Origin of the sequence: Sandaracinobacteroides saxicola (assembly GCF_014117445.1) — a bacterium.
In the GTDB taxonomy this organism is placed as follows: Bacteria; Pseudomonadota; Alphaproteobacteria; order Sphingomonadales; family Sphingomonadaceae; genus Sandaracinobacteroides_A; species Sandaracinobacteroides_A saxicola.
This window is the reverse complement of sequence record NZ_CP059851.1, coordinates 2,994,859-3,011,358: the sequence shown is the minus strand read 5'-3', so window position 1 is coordinate 3,011,358 and position 16,500 is coordinate 2,994,859. Positions and strand designations below refer to the sequence as shown.

At 69.4% G+C, this 16,500-nt stretch carries 20 protein-coding genes; 13 read left to right on the top strand and 7 right to left on the bottom strand.

The window, feature by feature from the left end:
* The first annotated feature begins 57 nt into the window (after positions 1–57).
* From cysT to H3309_RS17410, 3 genes are read left to right on the top strand one after another with little or no spacing between them, the layout of a single operon-like run.
* Positions 58–900: a sulfate ABC transporter permease subunit CysT gene (gene cysT, locus H3309_RS15125; RefSeq protein ID WP_182295683.1), complete on the top strand. Its 843-nt coding sequence runs from the start codon at positions 58–60 to the stop codon at positions 898–900.
* 25 nt (positions 901–925) lie between these two features.
* The gene (cysW, locus tag H3309_RS15120; protein WP_207791524.1) at positions 926–1,768 is read left to right on the top strand and encodes a sulfate ABC transporter permease subunit CysW; all 843 of its coding nucleotides are present in this window, start codon (positions 926–928) and stop codon (positions 1,766–1,768) included.
* Positions 1,768–2,799, top strand: coding sequence for a sulfate/molybdate ABC transporter ATP-binding protein (locus H3309_RS17410; protein ID WP_182295681.1), 1,032 nt, complete (start codon positions 1,768–1,770; stop codon positions 2,797–2,799). The genes cysW and H3309_RS17410 overlap by 1 nt, the downstream gene beginning before the upstream one ends.
* Here the strand turns inward: H3309_RS17410 and H3309_RS15110 are convergent.
* The 3 genes from H3309_RS15110 to mscL are packed head-to-tail and all read right to left on the bottom strand — an operon-like array spanning position 2,765 to position 4,407.
* A complete protein-coding gene (locus tag H3309_RS15110) occupies positions 2,765–3,193 on the bottom strand; it encodes an META domain-containing protein (RefSeq protein ID WP_182295680.1) in 429 nt (142 codons plus the stop codon). The two genes, H3309_RS17410 and H3309_RS15110, sit on opposite strands and share 35 nt — an antisense overlap.
* A gap of 3 nt (positions 3,194–3,196) precedes the next feature.
* Positions 3,197–3,985 carry a bestrophin-like domain gene (locus H3309_RS15105; RefSeq protein WP_182295677.1) on the bottom strand — a complete coding sequence of 263 codons (789 nt, stop codon included), beginning with the start codon at positions 3,983–3,985 and terminating at the stop codon, positions 3,197–3,199.
* Complete coding sequence (gene mscL / locus H3309_RS15100; protein WP_182295675.1) at positions 3,982–4,407, bottom strand: large conductance mechanosensitive channel protein MscL; 426 nt, start codon at positions 4,405–4,407, stop codon at positions 3,982–3,984. Before mscL ends, H3309_RS15105 begins: the two co-directional genes overlap by 4 nt.
* A 133-nt stretch (positions 4,408–4,540) precedes the next feature.
* Between mscL and H3309_RS15095 the strand changes: the two genes are divergently transcribed.
* From H3309_RS15095 to gatB, 9 genes are read left to right on the top strand one after another with little or no spacing between them, the layout of a single operon-like run.
* A complete protein-coding gene (locus H3309_RS15095; protein WP_182295673.1) occupies positions 4,541–5,128 on the top strand; it encodes a LemA family protein in 588 nt (195 codons plus the stop codon).
* 10 nt (positions 5,129–5,138) lie between these two features.
* Positions 5,139–5,924 (top strand): TPM domain-containing protein, encoded by a 786-nt coding sequence (locus H3309_RS15090; RefSeq protein ID WP_182295671.1) that lies wholly within the window; start codon positions 5,139–5,141, stop codon positions 5,922–5,924.
* A complete protein-coding gene (locus H3309_RS15085; RefSeq protein WP_182295669.1) occupies positions 5,924–6,607 on the top strand; it encodes a TPM domain-containing protein in 684 nt (227 codons plus the stop codon). The genes H3309_RS15090 and H3309_RS15085 overlap by 1 nt, the downstream gene beginning before the upstream one ends.
* A gap of 8 nt (positions 6,608–6,615) precedes the next feature.
* On the top strand, positions 6,616–7,392 hold the full coding sequence (murI, locus tag H3309_RS15080) for a glutamate racemase (RefSeq protein ID WP_182295667.1): 777 nt from the start codon (positions 6,616–6,618) through the stop codon (positions 7,390–7,392).
* Entirely contained in the window at positions 7,393–7,845 is a 453-nt protein-coding gene (locus H3309_RS15075) for a PaaI family thioesterase (RefSeq protein ID WP_243453763.1), read from the top strand. It begins immediately after the preceding gene.
* Positions 7,846–7,893: 48 nt separating this feature from the next.
* Complete coding sequence (gene gatC, locus H3309_RS15070; RefSeq protein WP_182295665.1) at positions 7,894–8,181, top strand: Asp-tRNA(Asn)/Glu-tRNA(Gln) amidotransferase subunit GatC; 288 nt, start codon at positions 7,894–7,896, stop codon at positions 8,179–8,181.
* A complete protein-coding gene (gene gatA / locus H3309_RS15065; protein ID WP_182295663.1) occupies positions 8,181–9,659 on the top strand; it encodes an Asp-tRNA(Asn)/Glu-tRNA(Gln) amidotransferase subunit GatA in 1,479 nt (492 codons plus the stop codon). Before gatC ends, gatA begins: the two co-directional genes overlap by 1 nt.
* Positions 9,660–9,719: 60 nt before the next feature.
* Complete coding sequence (locus H3309_RS15060) at positions 9,720–10,877, top strand: acyltransferase family protein (RefSeq protein WP_182295661.1); 1,158 nt, start codon at positions 9,720–9,722, stop codon at positions 10,875–10,877.
* Between the two features lie 47 nt (positions 10,878–10,924).
* Entirely contained in the window at positions 10,925–12,364 is a 1,440-nt protein-coding gene (gene gatB, locus H3309_RS15055; RefSeq protein WP_243453941.1) for an Asp-tRNA(Asn)/Glu-tRNA(Gln) amidotransferase subunit GatB, read from the top strand.
* Here the strand turns inward: gatB and H3309_RS15050 are convergent.
* On the bottom strand, positions 12,330–12,701 hold the full coding sequence (locus H3309_RS15050) for a thiol-disulfide oxidoreductase DCC family protein (protein ID WP_182295657.1): 372 nt from the start codon (positions 12,699–12,701) through the stop codon (positions 12,330–12,332). The two genes, gatB and H3309_RS15050, sit on opposite strands and share 35 nt — an antisense overlap.
* A gap of 87 nt (positions 12,702–12,788) precedes the next feature.
* Here H3309_RS15050 and H3309_RS15045 point away from each other — a divergent pair, with 87 nt between their 5' ends.
* Positions 12,789–14,183, top strand: a complete 1,395-nt coding sequence (locus H3309_RS15045) for an N-acetylmuramoyl-L-alanine amidase (RefSeq protein WP_182295655.1) — start codon at positions 12,789–12,791, stop codon at positions 14,181–14,183.
* Here H3309_RS15045 and H3309_RS15040 read toward each other — a convergent pair.
* The 3 genes from H3309_RS15040 to H3309_RS15030 are packed head-to-tail and all read right to left on the bottom strand — an operon-like array spanning position 14,165 to position 16,473.
* Entirely contained in the window at positions 14,165–14,677 is a 513-nt protein-coding gene (locus H3309_RS15040; protein WP_207791523.1) for an RES family NAD+ phosphorylase, read from the bottom strand. The genes H3309_RS15045 and H3309_RS15040 overlap by 19 nt on opposite strands.
* Positions 14,678–14,690: 13 nt before the next feature.
* Entirely contained in the window at positions 14,691–15,038 is a 348-nt protein-coding gene (locus H3309_RS15035) for an antitoxin Xre/MbcA/ParS toxin-binding domain-containing protein (protein WP_182295653.1), read from the bottom strand.
* 13 nt (positions 15,039–15,051) lie between these two features.
* Complete coding sequence (locus H3309_RS15030; RefSeq protein WP_182295651.1) at positions 15,052–16,473, bottom strand: protein adenylyltransferase SelO family protein; 1,422 nt, start codon at positions 16,471–16,473, stop codon at positions 15,052–15,054.
* Positions 16,474–16,500: the final 27 nt, after the last annotated feature.

Here is a 16,500-nt window from a genome sequence, read left to right as displayed (position 1 = left end):
GGCGATGAGGGTGGCGCGGACGGATCGACGGAATCGCGGCGGGCGGGCAGCGCGCTGATGGCCGGCGCTGTGCCATGGGGGCGGTGGAAGGCGCCGAGCGTGCTGCCGGGGTTCGGTTTGGGGCTGGGCTATACGCTGTTCTGGCTGGGGCTGATCGTGCTGATCCCGCTGTCGGCGGTGGTGCTGAAGACCACCGAGCTGAGCTGGGCGCAGTTCGTGGAACTGGGGCTGGGGGAGCGGGCGCGGGCGGCCTATCGCCTGTCTTTCGGCGCGTCGTTCCTGGCGGCCGGCATCAACCTGGTCTTTGGGTTCGTGGTCGCCTGGGTGCTGGTGCGCTATCGCTTTCCGGGCAAGCGGCTGGTGGATGCGATGGTCGACCTGCCGTTCGCGCTGCCCACGGCCGTTGCGGGCATCGCGCTGACCGCGCTCTATGCCCCCAATGGCTGGGTGGGGCAGCTGCTGGAGCCGCTGGGGGTGAAGGTGGCGTTCACCCCACTGGGCGTGGTGGTGGCGCTGGTGTTCGTGGGGCTGCCGTTCGCGGTGCGGACGGTGCAGCCGGTGCTGGCCGACCTGGGGGCCGAGGTGGAGGAGGCGGCGGCGACGCTGGGGGCGAGCCGGGGCCAGGTGTTCAGCCGCATCATCGTGCCCGCCGTGGCGCCGGCGGCGGCGACGGGGTTCGCGCTGGCGTTCGCGCGGGCGGTGGGGGAATATGGCAGCGTGATCTTCATCGCCGGCAACATGCCCTTCAAGTCGGAGATCGCGCCGCTGCTGATCGTGGTGCAGCTGGAGCAGTTCAATTACCCCGGGGCCACGGCGATCGCGCTGGTGATGCTGGTGATTTCCTTCGCCATGCTGCTGGTGATCAACTTGTTGCAGGCCTGGAGCCGGCGGCGGTCATGACGCGCAAGCCGTTCAGGGCGCGCGCATGAAGCGCGTGACCGCCGAGCCGATGCTGGTGCGGATGGCGCTGACCCTGCTGGCGCTGGGCTTTCTGGCGCTGGTGGTGCTGCTGCCGCTGGCGGCGGTGTTCGCCGAGGCGTTCCGGCAAGGAGTCGATGCCTATCTGGCGGCGATCGTCGAGCCGGATGCCATCGCCGCCATCCGACTGACGCTGATCGTGGCGGCGATCGCGGTGCCGCTGAACCTGCTGTTCGGCGTGGTGGCGGCCTGGACCATCGCCAAGTTCGAGTTTCGCGGCAAGGCGTTCCTGACGACGCTGATCGACCTGCCGTTCAGCGTTTCACCGGTGGTTTCCGGTTTGATCTATGTCTTGCTTTATGGCGCGCATGGCTGGCTGGGGCCGTGGTTGCAGGAACGCGACGTGCAGGTCATTTTCGCGGTGCCGGGAATTGTGCTGGCGACGGTGTTCATCACCTTTCCCTTCGTGGCGCGGGAGCTGATCCCGCTGATGCAGGAGCAGGGGATCGAGGATGAGGAGGCGGCGCTGTCCATGGGGGCGAGCGGCTGGCAGATGTTCTGGCGCGTGACCTTTCCCAACATCCGCTGGAGCCTGCTTTATGGTGTTTTGCTGATGAACGCGCGTGCCATGGGTGAATTCGGCGCGGTCAGCGTGGTGAGCGGGCACATCAGGGGCGAGACCAACACCATGCCGCTGCATGTCGAGATCCTGTACAACGAGTATAATTTCGTGGCGGCGTTCGCGGTCGCCAGCCTGCTGGCGCTGCTGGCGCTGGTGACGCTGGCCGCCAAATCCTTTCTCGAATGGCGGCACGCCGATGCGCTCGCCGCCAACCACAGGGCGCACTGATGACCGTATCCGTGGAGAATCTGGTGAAACGGTTCGGGGCGTTCACCGCGCTCAACGATGTCAGCGTGGCGGCGCGGCCGGGGGAGTTTCTGGCGCTGCTGGGGCCGAGCGGCTCGGGCAAGACGACGCTGCTGCGCATCATGGCGGGGCTGGAGTTTCCCGATTCGGGCCGGGTGGCGTTCGATGGCGTCGATGTCTCGGACCGGCCGGCCGGCGCGCGGGGCGTGGGATTCGTGTTCCAGCATTATGCGCTGTTCAGGCACATGACGGTCGCGGAGAATGTGGCGTTCGGCCTGTCCGTGAAGCCGCGCGGGCAGCGGCCGGCGAAGGCGGCGATTGCGGCGCGCGTGCAGGAACTGCTGGAGCTGGTGCAGCTGGGGTCGCTCGCCGGGCGCTATCCCAGCCAGCTGTCGGGCGGGCAGCGGCAGCGGGTGGCGCTGGCGCGGGCGCTGGCGGTGGAGCCGAAGCTGCTGCTACTCGATGAGCCATTCGGTGCGCTGGATGCCAAGGTGAGGAAGGAGCTGCGGCGCTGGCTGCGCGAGCTGCACGAGGCGGTGGGGCTGACCAGCGTATTCGTGACGCACGACCAGGAGGAGGCGCTGGAGCTGGCGGACCGGGTGGTGGTGATGGACCATGGCGTGATCGAGCAGGTGGGCACGCCGTCCGAGGTCTATGACACGCCGGCGAGCGGCTTCGTCTGCCAGTTCCTGGGCGCGGCGACGAAGCTGCCCTGCGTGCTGGAGGGCGCGCGGGTGCGGGTGGCGGGCGGGGATTTCGCCAACGCGGCGCCGGCGGGCACGGGGCCGGGCATCGCCTATGTGCGGGCGCATGATTGGGCGGTTGCCGACGATGGCCTGGCGGTGACGGTCAAGCGGCTGGTGCGGGTGGGGGCGGGCACGATGGTGGATGGCGTGCTGGCGGATGGCAGCGCGGTGGAGGCGACGCTGCTGGCGCCGCCCGCCGGGCTGGCGCCGGGCGACGCGATCAGGCTGCGCCCTACCGCGGTGCGGGCGTGGCCGCGCGAGCCGTGAGGGCGCGGCCATCGGCGGTCTTCACGGTGAGGACGCCGTTGTCGATGCGCCAGCTGCTGGCATCCCCCAGGAATTTCAGGAAATCGGCTTCGAGGCGGCTGAGCGCCTCATCCATGCAGGCCATGCGGGTGCCGGCCATCATGCCGAACTTGATGCCGCTGCCGCTGCCGCTCCAGCCGCCGGTGTAGCGGTTGCAGCCGCTGCTGCCGGCGACGCGGTCGGCGGTGAAGGCCATGGTGACGCGGGCGGTGCCGACGGGGGCGCCGGCCAGGGTTTCGACCTGCCACTCGCTGCCGGCGAGGCTGGCGCTGACGGGGGCGGGTGCGGGTTTTGCCACGGGAGCCTCCATGCAGCCGGCCAGCAGGAGCGCGCCGGCGAGGATCAGGGTGCGCATGTCTTATCCTTTCGGTTGGACGGTTTTCAGCTGGGCGATCACCTCTTCAAGCGGCATCTGGCTGATGGTGATGAAACCGGTGCGTGGCCGGTCGAGATCGAGAATGAGCGTGATCGCGATGGTGAGCAGCAGGAACATGATGGCGGAGACGAACAGGTGCTTCTGCCGCGAGCGCCCGGTGCAATAGCCGAACAGCAGGGCGGTGACGAGGGCGTAAACGATGACCGCGCCGACGACGGCGACCGGCAGGCGGGCGCTGAGCGCGGTGTGGCGCATGGTGCCGAGATCGAGCATGTCGTTGTTGATCTGGATGATCGTGCCATCGACCGCGGGAGAGTCGATGTCTTCGGACGCGGCGATGACGTTGCGCCAGATCTGCCGGCCGATGGTGTCGGCGCGGGCTTCCGCGGCCTCGATCGCCGCGCTGTCCTCGCCGGCGGCGGCGATGGACAGGCGTGCCTCAGCATAGGCGAGGTGCAGGCGGATCGCGGTCTCCTGAAACTTCCTCGGCATCAGATAGGCGCGGTAGGTGGCGGTGCCGATGGCGTTGGCCTCGGCGCGCACCAGGTCGCGCCGCTCCTCGTAGCGGCTGAGCGACAGGCTGAAGGTGAAGCCGATGAGGAGCGCGAGGAGGCCGAGGGCGGCGCTGAGGATGAAGCCTTCGTCGTCGCTGTCATGGTCGGCCGTGCGGCCGACGATCAGCCGCCCGGCGCCGAAGGCCAGCATCAGGCCGACGAACAGCAGCACCGCCGTTGCCCCGAGCGGCAGGGCATCGAGCGGATAGCCGGTCACTTGCGCAGCGAATCCCGGATGTCGCGGAGCAGCAGCACCTCTTCGGACGGGCCGGCGGGCGGCGCCTCGGCGGGTTTGGGCATCATCTTGTTGGCCTGGCGGACGATCATGAAGATGGCAAAGGCGATGATCAGGAAGCTGACGATCTTGGTGATGAAGGCGCCATAGCCGAACATCACGGCGCCGGCCTTTTTCAGCGCGGCATAGTCGGTCAGCGAGCCCTGATAGCCATCGGGGATGGGGCCGAGCAGGACGAAATTGCTGCTGAAATCGGGCGAGCCGATCATGGCGGCCAAGAGCGGCATCAGCAGATCATCAGTGAGCGAGGCGACGATGGCGCCGAAAGCGGCGCCGATGATCACCGCGACGGCGAGGTCGAGCACATTGCCGCGCAGCACGAATGCCTTGAATTCCTGTAGCATTTGCAACCCCTCCTGACCCTTTGCCCGATTAAATATCAGTTTGCTTGGCGCGGCAAGGGGGGAGGGGTGCACAGCCTGTCGCGGAGCCGCTATAGCCGGGCGGCTGCCGTTCCGGCGTTTGAGGAGAGGTTTGATGGCCCGTTTTATGCGCATCCTGCTGCCGGCTCTGGCGGCGCTTTCATTGTCGGCCTGTGGCGTGAACAGCATTCCCACCAAGGAGGAAGCGGCGAAGGCGGCCTGGGGCGAGGTGCAGAACCAGTATCAGCGGCGCGCCGACCTGGTGCCGCAGATCGTGGGCGCGGTGAAGGGCGCGGCGGCGCAGGAGCGCAACGTGCTGCGCGAGGTGACCGAGGCGCGGGCGAGCGCGACACAGATCCAGCTGAGCGGGGAGCAATTGTCCGACCCGGCGGCGATGGCGCGTTTTGCCGAGGCGCAGGCGCGGCTGTCGACCAGCATCCTGGCGGTGCAGCGGTTGCAGGAGGCCTATCCGGACCTGAAGACCAATGCCAATTTCATGGCGCTGCAATCGCAGCTGGAGGGGACGGAGAACCGCATCGCCATCGCGCGGCGCGATTACAACAGCGCGGTGCAGGCGTTCAACACCGAGATCCGCACCTTTCCGTCGATCATCGGCGCGCGCATCATCTATGGCAGCAAGCCGATGACGCCCTATCAGGCGGTCAGCCCTGGCGCGGAGACGGCACCAAAGGTCGAGTTCTGAGGCGAGGCGGATGCGCCTGATCCTGGCCCTGCTGCTGCTGGCCTTTGCCGGGCTGGCGCAGGCGGCGCCAACCTTCCCGGCGCTGACGGGGCGGGTGGTGGATGCGGCGAACATCCTGCCGGCCGACGTGCGCGCCGACCTGGAGGCGAAATCGGCGGCGCTGGAGGCGGCGACGAAGGCGCAGTTCGTGGTGGTGACGCTGCCCGACCTGCAGGGCCTGGAAATCGAGGATTATGGCTATCAGCTCGGCCGGGCCTGGGGCATCGGGCGGGCGGGGACGAATGATGGCGTGCTGCTGATCGTCGCGCCCAACGAACGCCGGGTGCGGATCGAGGTGGGCTATGGCCTGGAGCCGGTGCTGACCGATGCGCTGTCGAGCGTGATCATCCAGCAGGCGATCCTGCCAAGGTTCAAGGCCGGGGACCTGGCGGGCGGGGTGCGCGATGGCGCGGATGCCATCATCCGCCAGCTGGGCCTGCCGCCGGAGCAGGCGCGGGCGAATGTGGCGGCGGCGACCGCCAGCGCGGGGGCGGAGGATGATGGCCCGGGGCTCGGCGCCTTGCTGTGGCTGGGCTTCCTGCTGCTGTGGGTGCTGTTTTCGATGCGGCGGGGCCGGCGGCGTTCGGGCGTGGTCTCGGGCGGGGGCAGCAGTTTCCTGTGGGGCGTGGCAACCGGCATGCTGAGCGGCGGCAACCGTGGCGGTGGCTGGGGGGGCGGCGGTGGCGGTTTTGGGGGCGGTGGTTTCGGTGGTGGCGGCGGCGGCTTTGGCGGCGGCGGATCGAGCGGGGGGTGGTGATGCAGCTGAGCGCCGATGACCATGCCCGGGTGCGCGCCGCCATCAAGGCGGCGGAGGCGACGACGTCGGGCGAGATTTTCGCCATTCTGACGCAGGAGCGGCATCGCTACACCGGGTTCGCGCTGTCGGTGGCGGCGTTCATCGCGTTCGTGCTGCCGTTCGCGGCGGTGGCGCTGGGGTTCGGCCCGGCGGCCTGGCTGGCGGTGGTGCGGGATGCCGGCTGGCTGGCGGGAGACGCCGACCTGGCCGACCGGCGCGCCATCGAGCTGTATGCCGCGCTGCAACTGGCGCTGTTCGTGGGGATCGCCGCGCTGCTGTGGCTGACGCCGCTGTCGCAGCGTCTCGCGCCGCGTTTCCTGCGGCATGACCGGGTGCATGAGCTGGCGCTGCGGCAGTTCCTGGCGAAGGGCATCCACCTGACCGAGGGGCGGACCGGCGTGCTGCTGTTCGTCTCGGTGGCGGACCGGATTTCCGAGGTGGTGGCGGACAAGGGCATCTATGAAAAGGTGCCGCCGGAAACCTGGGCGGAGACCAACGAGGCGCTGTTGCGGGGCCTTCGTGCCGGCGATCCGGCGCGGGCGTTCGAGGAGGCGATCGCCATCGCCGGCGCGGTGCTGGCGGCGCATTTTCCGCCCTGCCCGAAGAACCCCAATGAGCTGGACGATCGGCTGATCGAGCTTTGACCGGGCCGGTGCTGCTGTTCGATTCGGGGATCGGCGGCCTTTCGGTGCTGCGGGAGGTGACGCGAGCGCTGCCGCAGGCGCCGCTGGTCTATGCCGCCGATACCGCCGGTTTTCCCTATGGCGTGAAAAGCGAGATGGAGGTGGCGACACGGGTATCGGCCTGGCTGGGGCGGCTCGCCGAGCGGCTGCGGCCCTCGCTGGTGGTCATCGCCTGCAACACCGCGAGCGTGATCGCGCTGGCGCATGTGCGCGCCGTGCTGGATGTCGGCGTGGTGGGCACGGTGCCGGCGATCAAGCCGGCGGCGGAAGCGTCGGTGAGCCGGGTGATCGGGGTGCTGGGGACGCCGTCGACGGTGCGGCAACCCTATGTCGATGCGCTGTCGGCGCGGTTCGCCGCCGATTGCACGGTGCTGCGCCACGGCAGCAGCGCGCTGGTGGCGCTGGCGGAGGCGCACCTTCGGGGCGAGGCGACGGCGGATGCCGATTATCGCGCGGCGCTGGAGGGGCTGCTGATGCAGCCGGGGGGCGACGCGATGGACGTGGTGGTGCTGGCCTGCACGCATTTTCCGCTGGTGGCGGAGCGCCTGGCGGCGGTGGCGCCGCGGCCGTTGCGCTTCGTGGATGGGGCGGCGGGAATCGCGCGGCGGACGGCGCATCTGCTGGCCGGGCGGCACTGGCCGGCGCCGGGTGGTCACCGCGCGATTGCGACAGGGGCGGTGCCGGGGCTGGAGCGCTATGCACCGGCCCTGAAAGCTTTTGGCCTGCCCCCGTTCGAGGTGTTCTGAATGACGATGACCGATGACGAGCTGCTGCAGCGCATGTCCACCCGCGTGCCGCCGACCGCGCGCTTGCTGGGGATGGAGATGCTGTCCGTCAGCATCGCGGAAGGGCAGACGCGGATGCGCTTTCCGGTGAAGCCCGAATTCTGCAACCCGATGGGCAACATGCAGGGCGGCATCATCGCGGCCATGCTGGACGATGCGGCGGCGACCGCGGTGATCGCGCACAGCGGGGAGCGGATCGTGGTGCCCACCATCGAGTTCAAGGTGAGCTTTCTGGCGCCGGCGCGGGTGGGTGGCTGGGTGCATGTGGAGGGGCGGGTGGTGAAGCGCGGGCGCACCATCGCCTTTGCCGAGGCGGACATGATGGATGAGACGGGCAGGCTGCTGGCGCGGATGAGCACCAGCGTGATGCCGCAGCCGATGCCGGCCAATGCCATGCTCGTCGACGCCGGCTGAGCGCTGCCGCATTGCGGCAGGCGGCCATTGCCGCTAACGCCCCCTGCCATGGCAGTTGATGAGAAAATCGTGCGGCGGGTGGCCGGGCTGGCGCGCATTGCCCTGCGCGACGACGAGGTGGCGCCGCTGGTCAGCGAATTGAACAAGATCATGGGCTGGATCGACCAGCTGGCGGCGGTGGATACCGCGGGCGTGGAGCCGATGACCGCGGTGATCCCGAAGACCGCGCCGTGGCGGGAGGATGTGGTCAGCGACGGCGGGGTGCGTGACGCGGTGCTGGCGAACGCGCCGGCGGCGAGCCACGGCTATTTCGCGGTGCCGAAGGTGATCGAATAATGACCGCGCTGACCGATCTGACGCTGGCCGACATGGCGGCGGGGCTGCGGGCGCGGGAATTTTCCGCGACCGAGCTGGTGGGGGCGCATGTCGCCGCCGTGGAGGGCGCTCGGGCGCTGAACGCCTTCATCACCGAGACGCCCGAGCATGCGTTTGCCGCGGCGAAGGCGGCGGACGCGGCGCTGGCAGGCGGCAGCGCCGGGGTGCTGGCGGGGATTCCGCTGGGCATCAAGGACTTGTTCGCCACCGAGGGCGTCGAGACCACGGCGGCGTCCGACATGCTGCGCGGCTTCGTGCCGCGATATGAGAGTTTCGTCAGCGCGAAGCTGCTGGGCGCCGGCGCGGCGATGCTGGGGAAGCTGAACCTCGACCAGTTTGCCATGGGATCGTCGAACGAAACCAGTGCCTTCGGCAATGTGCTGTCGCCGTGGCGCGCCCGGAACAGCAACGCGGCGCTGACGCCGGGCGGGTCCTCGGGGGGATCGGCGGCGGCGGTGGCGGCGCGACTGGTGGCGGCGGCGACCGGCACCGACACCGGCGGCAGCATCCGGCAGCCGGCGGCGTTCGCGGGGATCGCGGGGATCAAGCCGACCTATGGGCGCTGTTCCCGCTGGGGCATCGTGGCGTTCGCCAGCAGCCTGGACCAGGCCGGGCCGATGGCGCGCACCGTCACCGATTGCGCCCTCCTGCTGGGCGTGATGGCGGGGCACGACCCGCGCGATTCGACCAGCCTGGACGTGCCCGTGCCGGATTATGCCGCGGCGCTGGATGGCGACCTGCGCGGGAAACGCATCGGCATCCCGCGCGAATATCGCATGGAGGGGATGGACGCCGGGCTGGAGGCGCTGTGGCAACAGGGCGCGGACTGGGCACGCGACGCGGGGGCGGAGATCGTGGAGGTCAGCCTGCCGCACACGGCGCAGGCGCTGCCGACCTATTATATCGTGGCGCCGGCGGAGGCGTCCTCCAACCTCGCGCGCTATGATGGCGTTCGCTATGGCCTGCGGGTGACGCCCGAGGGCGGCAACCTCAACGACATGTATGCCGCGACGCGGGCGGCGGGGTTCGGCGCGGAGGTGCGGCGGCGCATCATGATCGGCACCTATGTGCTGAGTGCCGGCTATTATGACGCATATTATCTCCAGGCGCAGAAGGTGCGGGCGCTGATCGCGCGGGATTTTCAGAACGTGTTCAAGCAATGCGACCTGCTGTTGACGCCGACCGCGCCGACCAGCGCCTTCGCGCTGGGCAGCAAGAGCGACGATCCGATCGCCATGTATCTCAATGATGTCTTCACCGTGCCGTCCTCGCTGGCGGGGTTGCCGGCGATGTCGGTGCCGGCGGGGCTGGACGACAATGGCCTGCCGCTGGGGTTGCAGGTCATCGGGCGGCCTCTGGACGAGGCGGGGGTGCTGAATGCGGGCTTTGCGCTGGAGCGGGCGGCGGGATTTGCGGCACGCCCCGACAACTGGTGGTGACATAAGCACTGCCAATCGTTCGTCGATTGACGCGGTGCAGCATTCGGCTACCTGTCGCGCATGTCGTTGACTGGTCCGTCGCACCGTTTCGAGGTGCTCGATGCGCTGCGCGGACTGTGCGCCCTGTTGGTGTGCCTGTTCCATTTCCGGGTGAACAGCCCGGTCGCCGACTGGGCCCTGGTGCGCGAAAGCTGGCTGTTCGTGGATTTCTTCTTCGTGCTGTCGGGCTTTGTCATTGCCTGCACCTATCGCCAGCGGCTGGCGGACGGGTTCGGGCTGCTGCGCTTCATGGGGCTGCGGTTCGGGCGCGTCTATCCGCTGCATTTGTTCATGCTGGGGCTTTTCGTGCTGTCGGAAGCCATCGGGTTGAGCGGCGTGGGGGCGAGCGTGATGGAGCGCGACGTGTTCACCGGCCACACCAGCCTCGAATCGCTGGGTCTCAACATCCTGCTGCTGCACAGTTTCCACACCACGGGCGGGCTGACCTGGAACGAGCCGAGCTGGAGCATCGCCACCGAGTTCTGGACCTATGGCCTGTTCGCCGTGGCGGTGGTCGCCTGCGGGCGCTGGCTGAACGCCGCGCTGCTGGCCGCGGTGGTGGCCTGTGCCCTGCTGCTGCTGACGCTGACCGACCATGGCGTCAACGTGACCTGGGATTTCGGCATGATCCGCTGCGTCTATGGCTTTTCGCTGGGGGTGTTGGCCTGGGCCCTATGGCCGCGTGTGGCGGCCTGGCGGCCGGGGGCGACCCCGGGCACGGTGGCGGAGCTGGCGATGGTGGCGCTGCTGCTGCTGCTGGTGCCGCTCTTGGGCGGCAACCCGGCGAACATCCTGCTGCCGCCGCTGTTCATGGCCGCGGTGCTGCTGTTCGCGCACGAGGCGGGGGCGGTCAGCCGGCTGCTGCGGCGGCCGCTGTTCCAGTGGCTGGGGCTGCTGTCCTTCTCCATCTACATGGTGCACGCGCTGGTGCAGGCGCGGTTCGACGACCTGCTGAAGCTGATCGAGCGGGCAACCGGCGCGACGCTGCTGACACCGATGCTCCATGCCGGAAAAATGGTGGATTATGCCGGCGCGACGCCGGTGCAGGGCACGCTGCTGCTGTTCGTGATGCTGGCGCTGGTGGTCGGAATCTCCTATCTGACCTACCGGTTTGTCGAGGTGCCGGGCCAGCTTTGGGCGCGGCGGCGGTTCGGCGCGAAGGCGAGGCAGCAGGCGTGAGCGAGGTTTACACGATCGAAGGCCGGACGGGGCCGTGGGAGCTGGTGATGGGGCTGGAAGTGCATGCCCAGGTCAGCAGCAGGTCCAAGCTGTTCAGCGGCGCCGCCACGGATTTCGGCGCGGAACCGAACACGCAGGTCAGCCTGGTGGACGCGGCGATGCCGGGGATGCTGCCGGTGCTGAACGGCGAATGTGTTCGGCAGGCGGTGCGGACGGGACTGGCTTTGGGTGCCACCATCAACCGCTGGTCGCGGTTCGACCGGAAGAATTATTTCTACGCTGACCTGCCGCAGGGATATCAGATTTCGCAGTTCCAGTATCCGGTGGTGGGCGAAGGCGTGCTGCCGATCGAGCTGGAGGACGGGACGGTCAAGGAGATCGGCATCGAGCGCATCCACCTGGAGCAGGATGCGGGGAAGTCCGTGCATGACCTGGCGCCGGGCGAAAGCTATGTCGATCTGAACCGGTCGGGCGTGGCGCTGATGGAGATCGTCTCCAAGCCCGACCTGCGATCGCCGGCGGAGGCCGCCGCCTATGTCACGAAGCTGCGGGCGATCCTGCGGGCGGTGGGAAGCTGTGACGGCAACATGCAGGAAGGATCGATGCGCGCCGACGTGAATGTGTCGGTCAGGAAGGCCGGCGCGACGTTCGGCACGCGCTGCGAGATCAAGAATGTGAACAGCATCCGTTTCATCCAGCAGGCCATCGTTTACGAGGCGCGGCGGCAGGTGGAGCTGATCGAGGAGGGCGGCACCGTCGTGCAGGAGACGCGGCTGTTCGATCCCGACCGGGGCGAGACGCGGTCGCTGCGGTCGAAAGAGGATGCGCACGACTATCGTTACTTCCCGGAACCCGACCTGCTGCCGCTGGAGCTGAGCGAGGATTTCGTGGCGGAATGCCTGGCGAGCCTGCCCGAGCTGCCCGATGCCCGCGCGGAACGGTATCGGACGGAACTGGCGCTTTCCCCCTATCTGGCCGCGGTGCTGACGGCGGACGTCGACCAGTCCGCCTGGTTCGAGACGCTGCTGGCGACCAGCGCGGCGAAGGCCGGCCGGCCGCAGGCGGAGATGGCGAAGGCGGCGGCGAACTGGATGACCGGGGAGCTGTTCGGCGCGCTGAACAAACGCGGGCTGGAGATCGCGCAGTCGCCGGTGTCGGCCGCCCAGGGCGCGGAGCTGCTGGCGCTGATGGCGGATGGCACGCTGTCCGGCCCGCTGGCGAAGCAGGTTTTCGAGATCATGCTGGAGACCGGCGAGGATCCGGGCGCGATTGCCGAGGCCCGCGGGCTGAAACAGGTGAACGACAGCGGCGCGGTGGACGCGGCGATCGCCGATGTGATGGCGGCCAATGCCGACAAGGTGGCGGACTATCGCGGCGGCAAGGACAAGCTGTTCGGCTTTTTCGTGGGCCAGGTGATGAAGGCGACCGGCGGCAAGGCGAATCCGGCGATGGTCAACGACCGGCTGAGGGCGCTGCTGGCGGCGTGAGCCAGCGTTGCAGGCGCGGGCGCACGCCCAGGAAAGCGACATAGGCGCGTTCGAGCAGGCGCAGCAACGGCGGCCATTGCGCCGCCACACCGAGCGGCCGCAGCAGTGGCAGCGCGCGCCACACGGCGGCGAAAGCGGCCGCGCCGGAGAGCAGCGGGCCCGTGTCCTCGCGGGCGTGGAAGCGGGCCAGCATGGCCGCAGGCTCGAGCGGACAGGCGGCGCTTGGGTCGGCAAGATCGATGAAATGCACCTGGCGTCGTGTGTCGAGCCGGCGCAGCAGCGCGATCTCCCGCGAGCACAGCGGGCAGGCGCCATCATACCAGAGGGTGACCGTCATCCGGCGGATATGGGGTGGCCGCCGGCCGATGGTCAGCCCTGCGACAAGTGGTGGCGGGGCGGATTCCCATGGGCGGCGCGGGTCGCTATGAAGATCGCGATGCTGTTGCGCCTGCTGTTCGTGCTGATTGTCGCGGTCGCGCCTGCGTTGGCGCAACAGTCGCGCCCGGTGGTGGCCACCGGCCTGTCGGTGGCGGGCAGTGCCCGGGAGGTGACGGTGACCGTGCCGCTGTCGCGGCCGCTCGCTGCGCCGCCAAGGGCGTTTGCCTTGCCGCAGCCGATGCGCTGGGCGGTCGATCTGTCGGGCGCGTCGGCCAGCCGGATCGAAGCCGGGGGTGCCGGCACGGTGAAGGCGGCGCGGGTGGGGCAGTTCGATGCGGACATTGTTCGCGTGGTGATCGACCTGTCCGCGCCGATGCGAATCGTGAAGGCAGAGCAGGACGCGAAAAATCGCCTGCTGCTGACGCTGGCGCCCATTGATGCGGCGGGGTTTCGCGGGCTGGTGTCGCGCGGGCGCAACCCGATTCCCGGCTTTACCGGGCCGGCGGTCGGCGCGCCGGCGGCCGGTCGGCTGGAGGAGGTGGAGGCGATCCTGACCGAACAGCTGCGGGCGCAGGAGGCCGCGGGGAAGGCGGTGGCGAAACCGGTGATCGCGCCGGCCGCGCCCCGGCCCGCCGCCGGAAAGCCGCCGGCGACCGCGGCGCCGCCACCGGCACCGCCGTCACCCGTCGTGGCGCCACCCACGGAGGCGGCGGCCGCCGCCCCCCGCCCGCGCGGGCGCGACGGGCGCAAGCCGCTGGTCGTGATCGACCCCGGTCATGGCGGCAAGGATGTCGGCGCCATCTCGGTAAACGGGGGTTATGAGAAGACCGTGACGCTGGCGATCGCGCAGGCGGCGAAGCGCGCGATCGAACGCGATGGCCGGCTGCGGGTGCGGCTGACGCGCGATGACGACCGGTTCCTGACGCTGGGGCAGCGGCAGCGGCTGGCGCGCGACTGGGGCGCCGACCTGTTCATCAGTGTGCACGCCGACAGCGCGCCCAACGCGGCGGCGCGCGGGGCGAGCGTCTATACCCTGTCCGAGGTCGCGTCCGACGCGCAGGCGGCGCGGCTGGCGGCGAAGGAGAACAACGCCGATGCCATCGCCGGCGTGACGCTGCGCGGGCAGGACCGGGAGACCACCGGGCTGCTGATCGACCTGGCACAGCGCGATTCGATGAATGCCAGCGTGGATTTCGCGCAGGGGTTGCAGGCGGCGCTGGAGCCGGAAGGCGTGCGCTTCCGCAGCCGGTTCCACCATTTCGCCGGCTTTGCGGTGCTGAAGAATGTCGGCGTGCCCGCCGTGTTGCTGGAAACCGGTTACCTGTCGAATGCGGAGGACAGCGACTATCTGTTCGACCGGGATGGCCAGCGGGCGGTGGCGGCGGGAATCGCGCGGGCGGCGGCGGAGTTCCTGACGGGCACTCAGGTCGCCAGACGCTGATAATCGTCGATCAGGGTCAAACTGTGGGGCGCCTTGCCCCAGCGCCAGAAGACGAGGTTGCGATCGCGGGGAGTTGCACCAGCGGCGTGGCTGGGCACGATGATGCCGGCCGTGCGTTGCGCCGCCAGCCGCTTCGCCAGATCATGGCTGGGGACGGGGGCGCGCCGAGACAGCAGGCCTTCCCAGGGGCAGGCGAGGGTGGCGGCATCGATGTCGAGCGCGGTGAGCGTCGCGGCGTCGGTCAGGTCCAGGACATGGGCGCAATCGACACGATAGGCGCACAGCGTCATCGGCTGCGCCTTGAAGGCAAAGCCCTGCTGCGCCTCCAGCCACGCCGTTTCGAAGCGCAGCGAGGTGTAGAGCGCCGCCATGCCGGGCGGGTTGAAGCGACCGCCCCATTGCCGCGCGCCGTCGCCGGAGAGCGGCTGATGCGCCCAGCCGGGATGGTGGGCGCGGAAGACCAGCCCGGAGAAGCGGATGAAGGGCAGCGTCACGCCGGGTTCGGGATCAGGCGTAACCGCCCACCGCGATGCGGCTGAGATAGTCGCGCACCGCCTCGCCCCGCCCGGCGCGGACCAGATCCTCGGCGGTCATGTCGCCGAAGGAGGGGAGGGGCTGGGAGCGATACCAGGCAAAGGCGGCGAGCGGCCCGCCAGTCCAGGCCGAGGCGCGGGTAAGGATATCGGCGAGCAACCGGAGGCGGGCCTGGGCAGACGGGCTGTGCAGCCGTTCCTTGCGGGCGAGCGTCTCGCGTGGGAGGCCGGCCGCACGGGCGATTTCGGCCTGTGTCAGCCGCAACGTATCGACGACGCCATCGAGCGCGTTCGACACTGGTGGGGCAAAGGCGGTTGCCATATCAATTGCCTCTCTAGGATGGCAAGATAGATGGCTGTGAGGGGCATTGCAAGGACGTCAAGTGCGCCGTCCCCATGCGGCGGATGGCGGCGATTTTCGCATTCAGGGGCGCCCAGTCGTCGACCTCGGCGATGGGGCGCCAGAGCGCTTCGACCTCCTCGATCAGCATGGTGCAGGGGGCGGGGTCGGCCCAATAGGGATGGTCAAGCGCACCGGGGACGGCGGGATGGTCGGCGACCTTTTCCGCGAACACTGCCCACGCCGCGCCGTCATAGCCTTGCCTGCGCCGCCCGCCGCGCCAGTCGAACCAGGCGCGGTCGGGCTGCACGCCGCTGGCCGCCAGCGCGCTCTCCCACGCCATCAGCAGGGCGATGTCGGCCGCCTCGTCCTGCGGCTCCAGGCCCAGTCGCCACAGCGCCTGGCGGCGGCTGTTCGCGGCAACGCGCTCGGGCCAGGTCTTCAGCGCGGGGATGAGGTCATCGACCGGCGCCACCCGTTTGAGCGCGCCGGCGAGCTGGAACAGGTTCCAGTGCAGCGCCTCCGCCTGCCGTCCGAAGGCGTAGAGGCCGAACTGGTCGAAATAGGCCGCAGTGAATCCCATGTCCCAGGCGGGCAGGAAGCGCCACGGGCCATAGTCGAAGCTTTCGCCGGTGATGTTGATGTTGTCAGTATTGAGGACGCCGTGGACGAAGCCGGCGACATGCCATTCCGCGACCAGCCGCGCGGCGCCGGCGACGGCATGGTCCATCAGGGCGGCATAGGGCGATGACCTGTCCGCGCCGTCCGCGAAATGGTCGAGCACATAATGCGTCAGCGCCGCCAGACCGCCGTCATCCTCCAGCGCCGCCAGCCGCTGGAAACTGCCATAGCGGATATGGCCGTGGCTGAGGCGGACGAGGACGGCGCTGCGGGTGGGTGAGGGTTCGTCGCCGCGCTCCAGCGCCTCGCCGGTTTCGATCACGCTGAAGGTGCGGCTGGTGGTGACCCCCAGCGCCGCCAGCATCTCCGTCGCCAGGATTTCGCGCACCGCGCCCTTCAGCGTCAGCCGGCCGTCGCCGCGCCGGCTCCACGGCGTGGTGCCGCTGCCCTTGGTGCCCAGGTCCATCAGCCGGCCCCGCGAATCGAGCATCTGCGCGAACAGGAAACCGCGGCCGTCCCCCAGCTCGGGGTTGTAGTGGCGGAACTGGTGGCCGTGATAGCGCAGCGCGCGCGGGCGGCAGAGGCTGCCGTTCAGCGGCTCGAAACGGCCGAAATGCTGCACCCATTCGCCGTCCGACAGCGGGTCCAGGCCCACCTCGCGGGCGGCCGCCTGGTTGCGATAGCGCAGGATGGCTTGCGGGAACTCCGCCGCGGCCACGACGTCGCACAGCAGTTCTTCCAGCGCCAGGATGGCGCGGGACGGGCGAAAATGGGGCAGGCGCGGATCGGTCACCATGCCAGTGTGGCAGGCTTTGGCGCGTTG

What these genes read in the sequence shown, in the direction of transcription:
- cysT (WP_182295683.1), top strand. Translation starts at nt 58, where the DNA reads ATGGCCGGCGCTGTGCCATGGGGGCGGTGGAAGGCGCCGAGCGTGCTG.
- cysW (WP_207791524.1), top strand. Translation starts at nt 926, where the DNA reads ATGAAGCGCGTGACCGCCGAGCCGATGCTGGTGCGGATGGCGCTGACC.
- H3309_RS17410 (WP_182295681.1), top strand. Translation starts at nt 1,768, where the DNA reads ATGACCGTATCCGTGGAGAATCTGGTGAAACGGTTCGGGGCGTTCACC.
- H3309_RS15110 (WP_182295680.1), bottom strand. Translation starts at nt 3,193, where the DNA reads ATGCGCACCCTGATCCTCGCCGGCGCGCTCCTGCTGGCCGGCTGCATG.
- mscL (WP_182295675.1), bottom strand. Translation starts at nt 4,407, where the DNA reads ATGCTACAGGAATTCAAGGCATTCGTGCTGCGCGGCAATGTGCTCGAC.
- H3309_RS15095 (WP_182295673.1), top strand. Translation starts at nt 4,541, where the DNA reads ATGGCCCGTTTTATGCGCATCCTGCTGCCGGCTCTGGCGGCGCTTTCA.
- H3309_RS15090 (WP_182295671.1), top strand. Translation starts at nt 5,139, where the DNA reads ATGCGCCTGATCCTGGCCCTGCTGCTGCTGGCCTTTGCCGGGCTGGCG.
- H3309_RS15085 (WP_182295669.1), top strand. Translation starts at nt 5,924, where the DNA reads ATGCAGCTGAGCGCCGATGACCATGCCCGGGTGCGCGCCGCCATCAAG.
- H3309_RS15075 (WP_243453763.1), top strand. Translation starts at nt 7,393, where the DNA reads ATGACGATGACCGATGACGAGCTGCTGCAGCGCATGTCCACCCGCGTG.
- gatC (WP_182295665.1), top strand. Translation starts at nt 7,894, where the DNA reads ATGGCAGTTGATGAGAAAATCGTGCGGCGGGTGGCCGGGCTGGCGCGC.
- gatA (WP_182295663.1), top strand. Translation starts at nt 8,181, where the DNA reads ATGACCGCGCTGACCGATCTGACGCTGGCCGACATGGCGGCGGGGCTG.
- H3309_RS15060 (WP_182295661.1), top strand. Translation starts at nt 9,720, where the DNA reads ATGTCGTTGACTGGTCCGTCGCACCGTTTCGAGGTGCTCGATGCGCTG.
- gatB (WP_243453941.1), top strand. Translation starts at nt 10,925, where the DNA reads ATGGGGCTGGAAGTGCATGCCCAGGTCAGCAGCAGGTCCAAGCTGTTC.
- H3309_RS15050 (WP_182295657.1), bottom strand. Translation starts at nt 12,701, where the DNA reads ATGACGGTCACCCTCTGGTATGATGGCGCCTGCCCGCTGTGCTCGCGG.
- H3309_RS15045 (WP_182295655.1), top strand. Translation starts at nt 12,789, where the DNA reads ATGAAGATCGCGATGCTGTTGCGCCTGCTGTTCGTGCTGATTGTCGCG.
- H3309_RS15035 (WP_182295653.1), bottom strand. Translation starts at nt 15,038, where the DNA reads ATGGCAACCGCCTTTGCCCCACCAGTGTCGAACGCGCTCGATGGCGTC.
- H3309_RS15030 (WP_182295651.1), bottom strand. Translation starts at nt 16,473, where the DNA reads ATGGTGACCGATCCGCGCCTGCCCCATTTTCGCCCGTCCCGCGCCATC.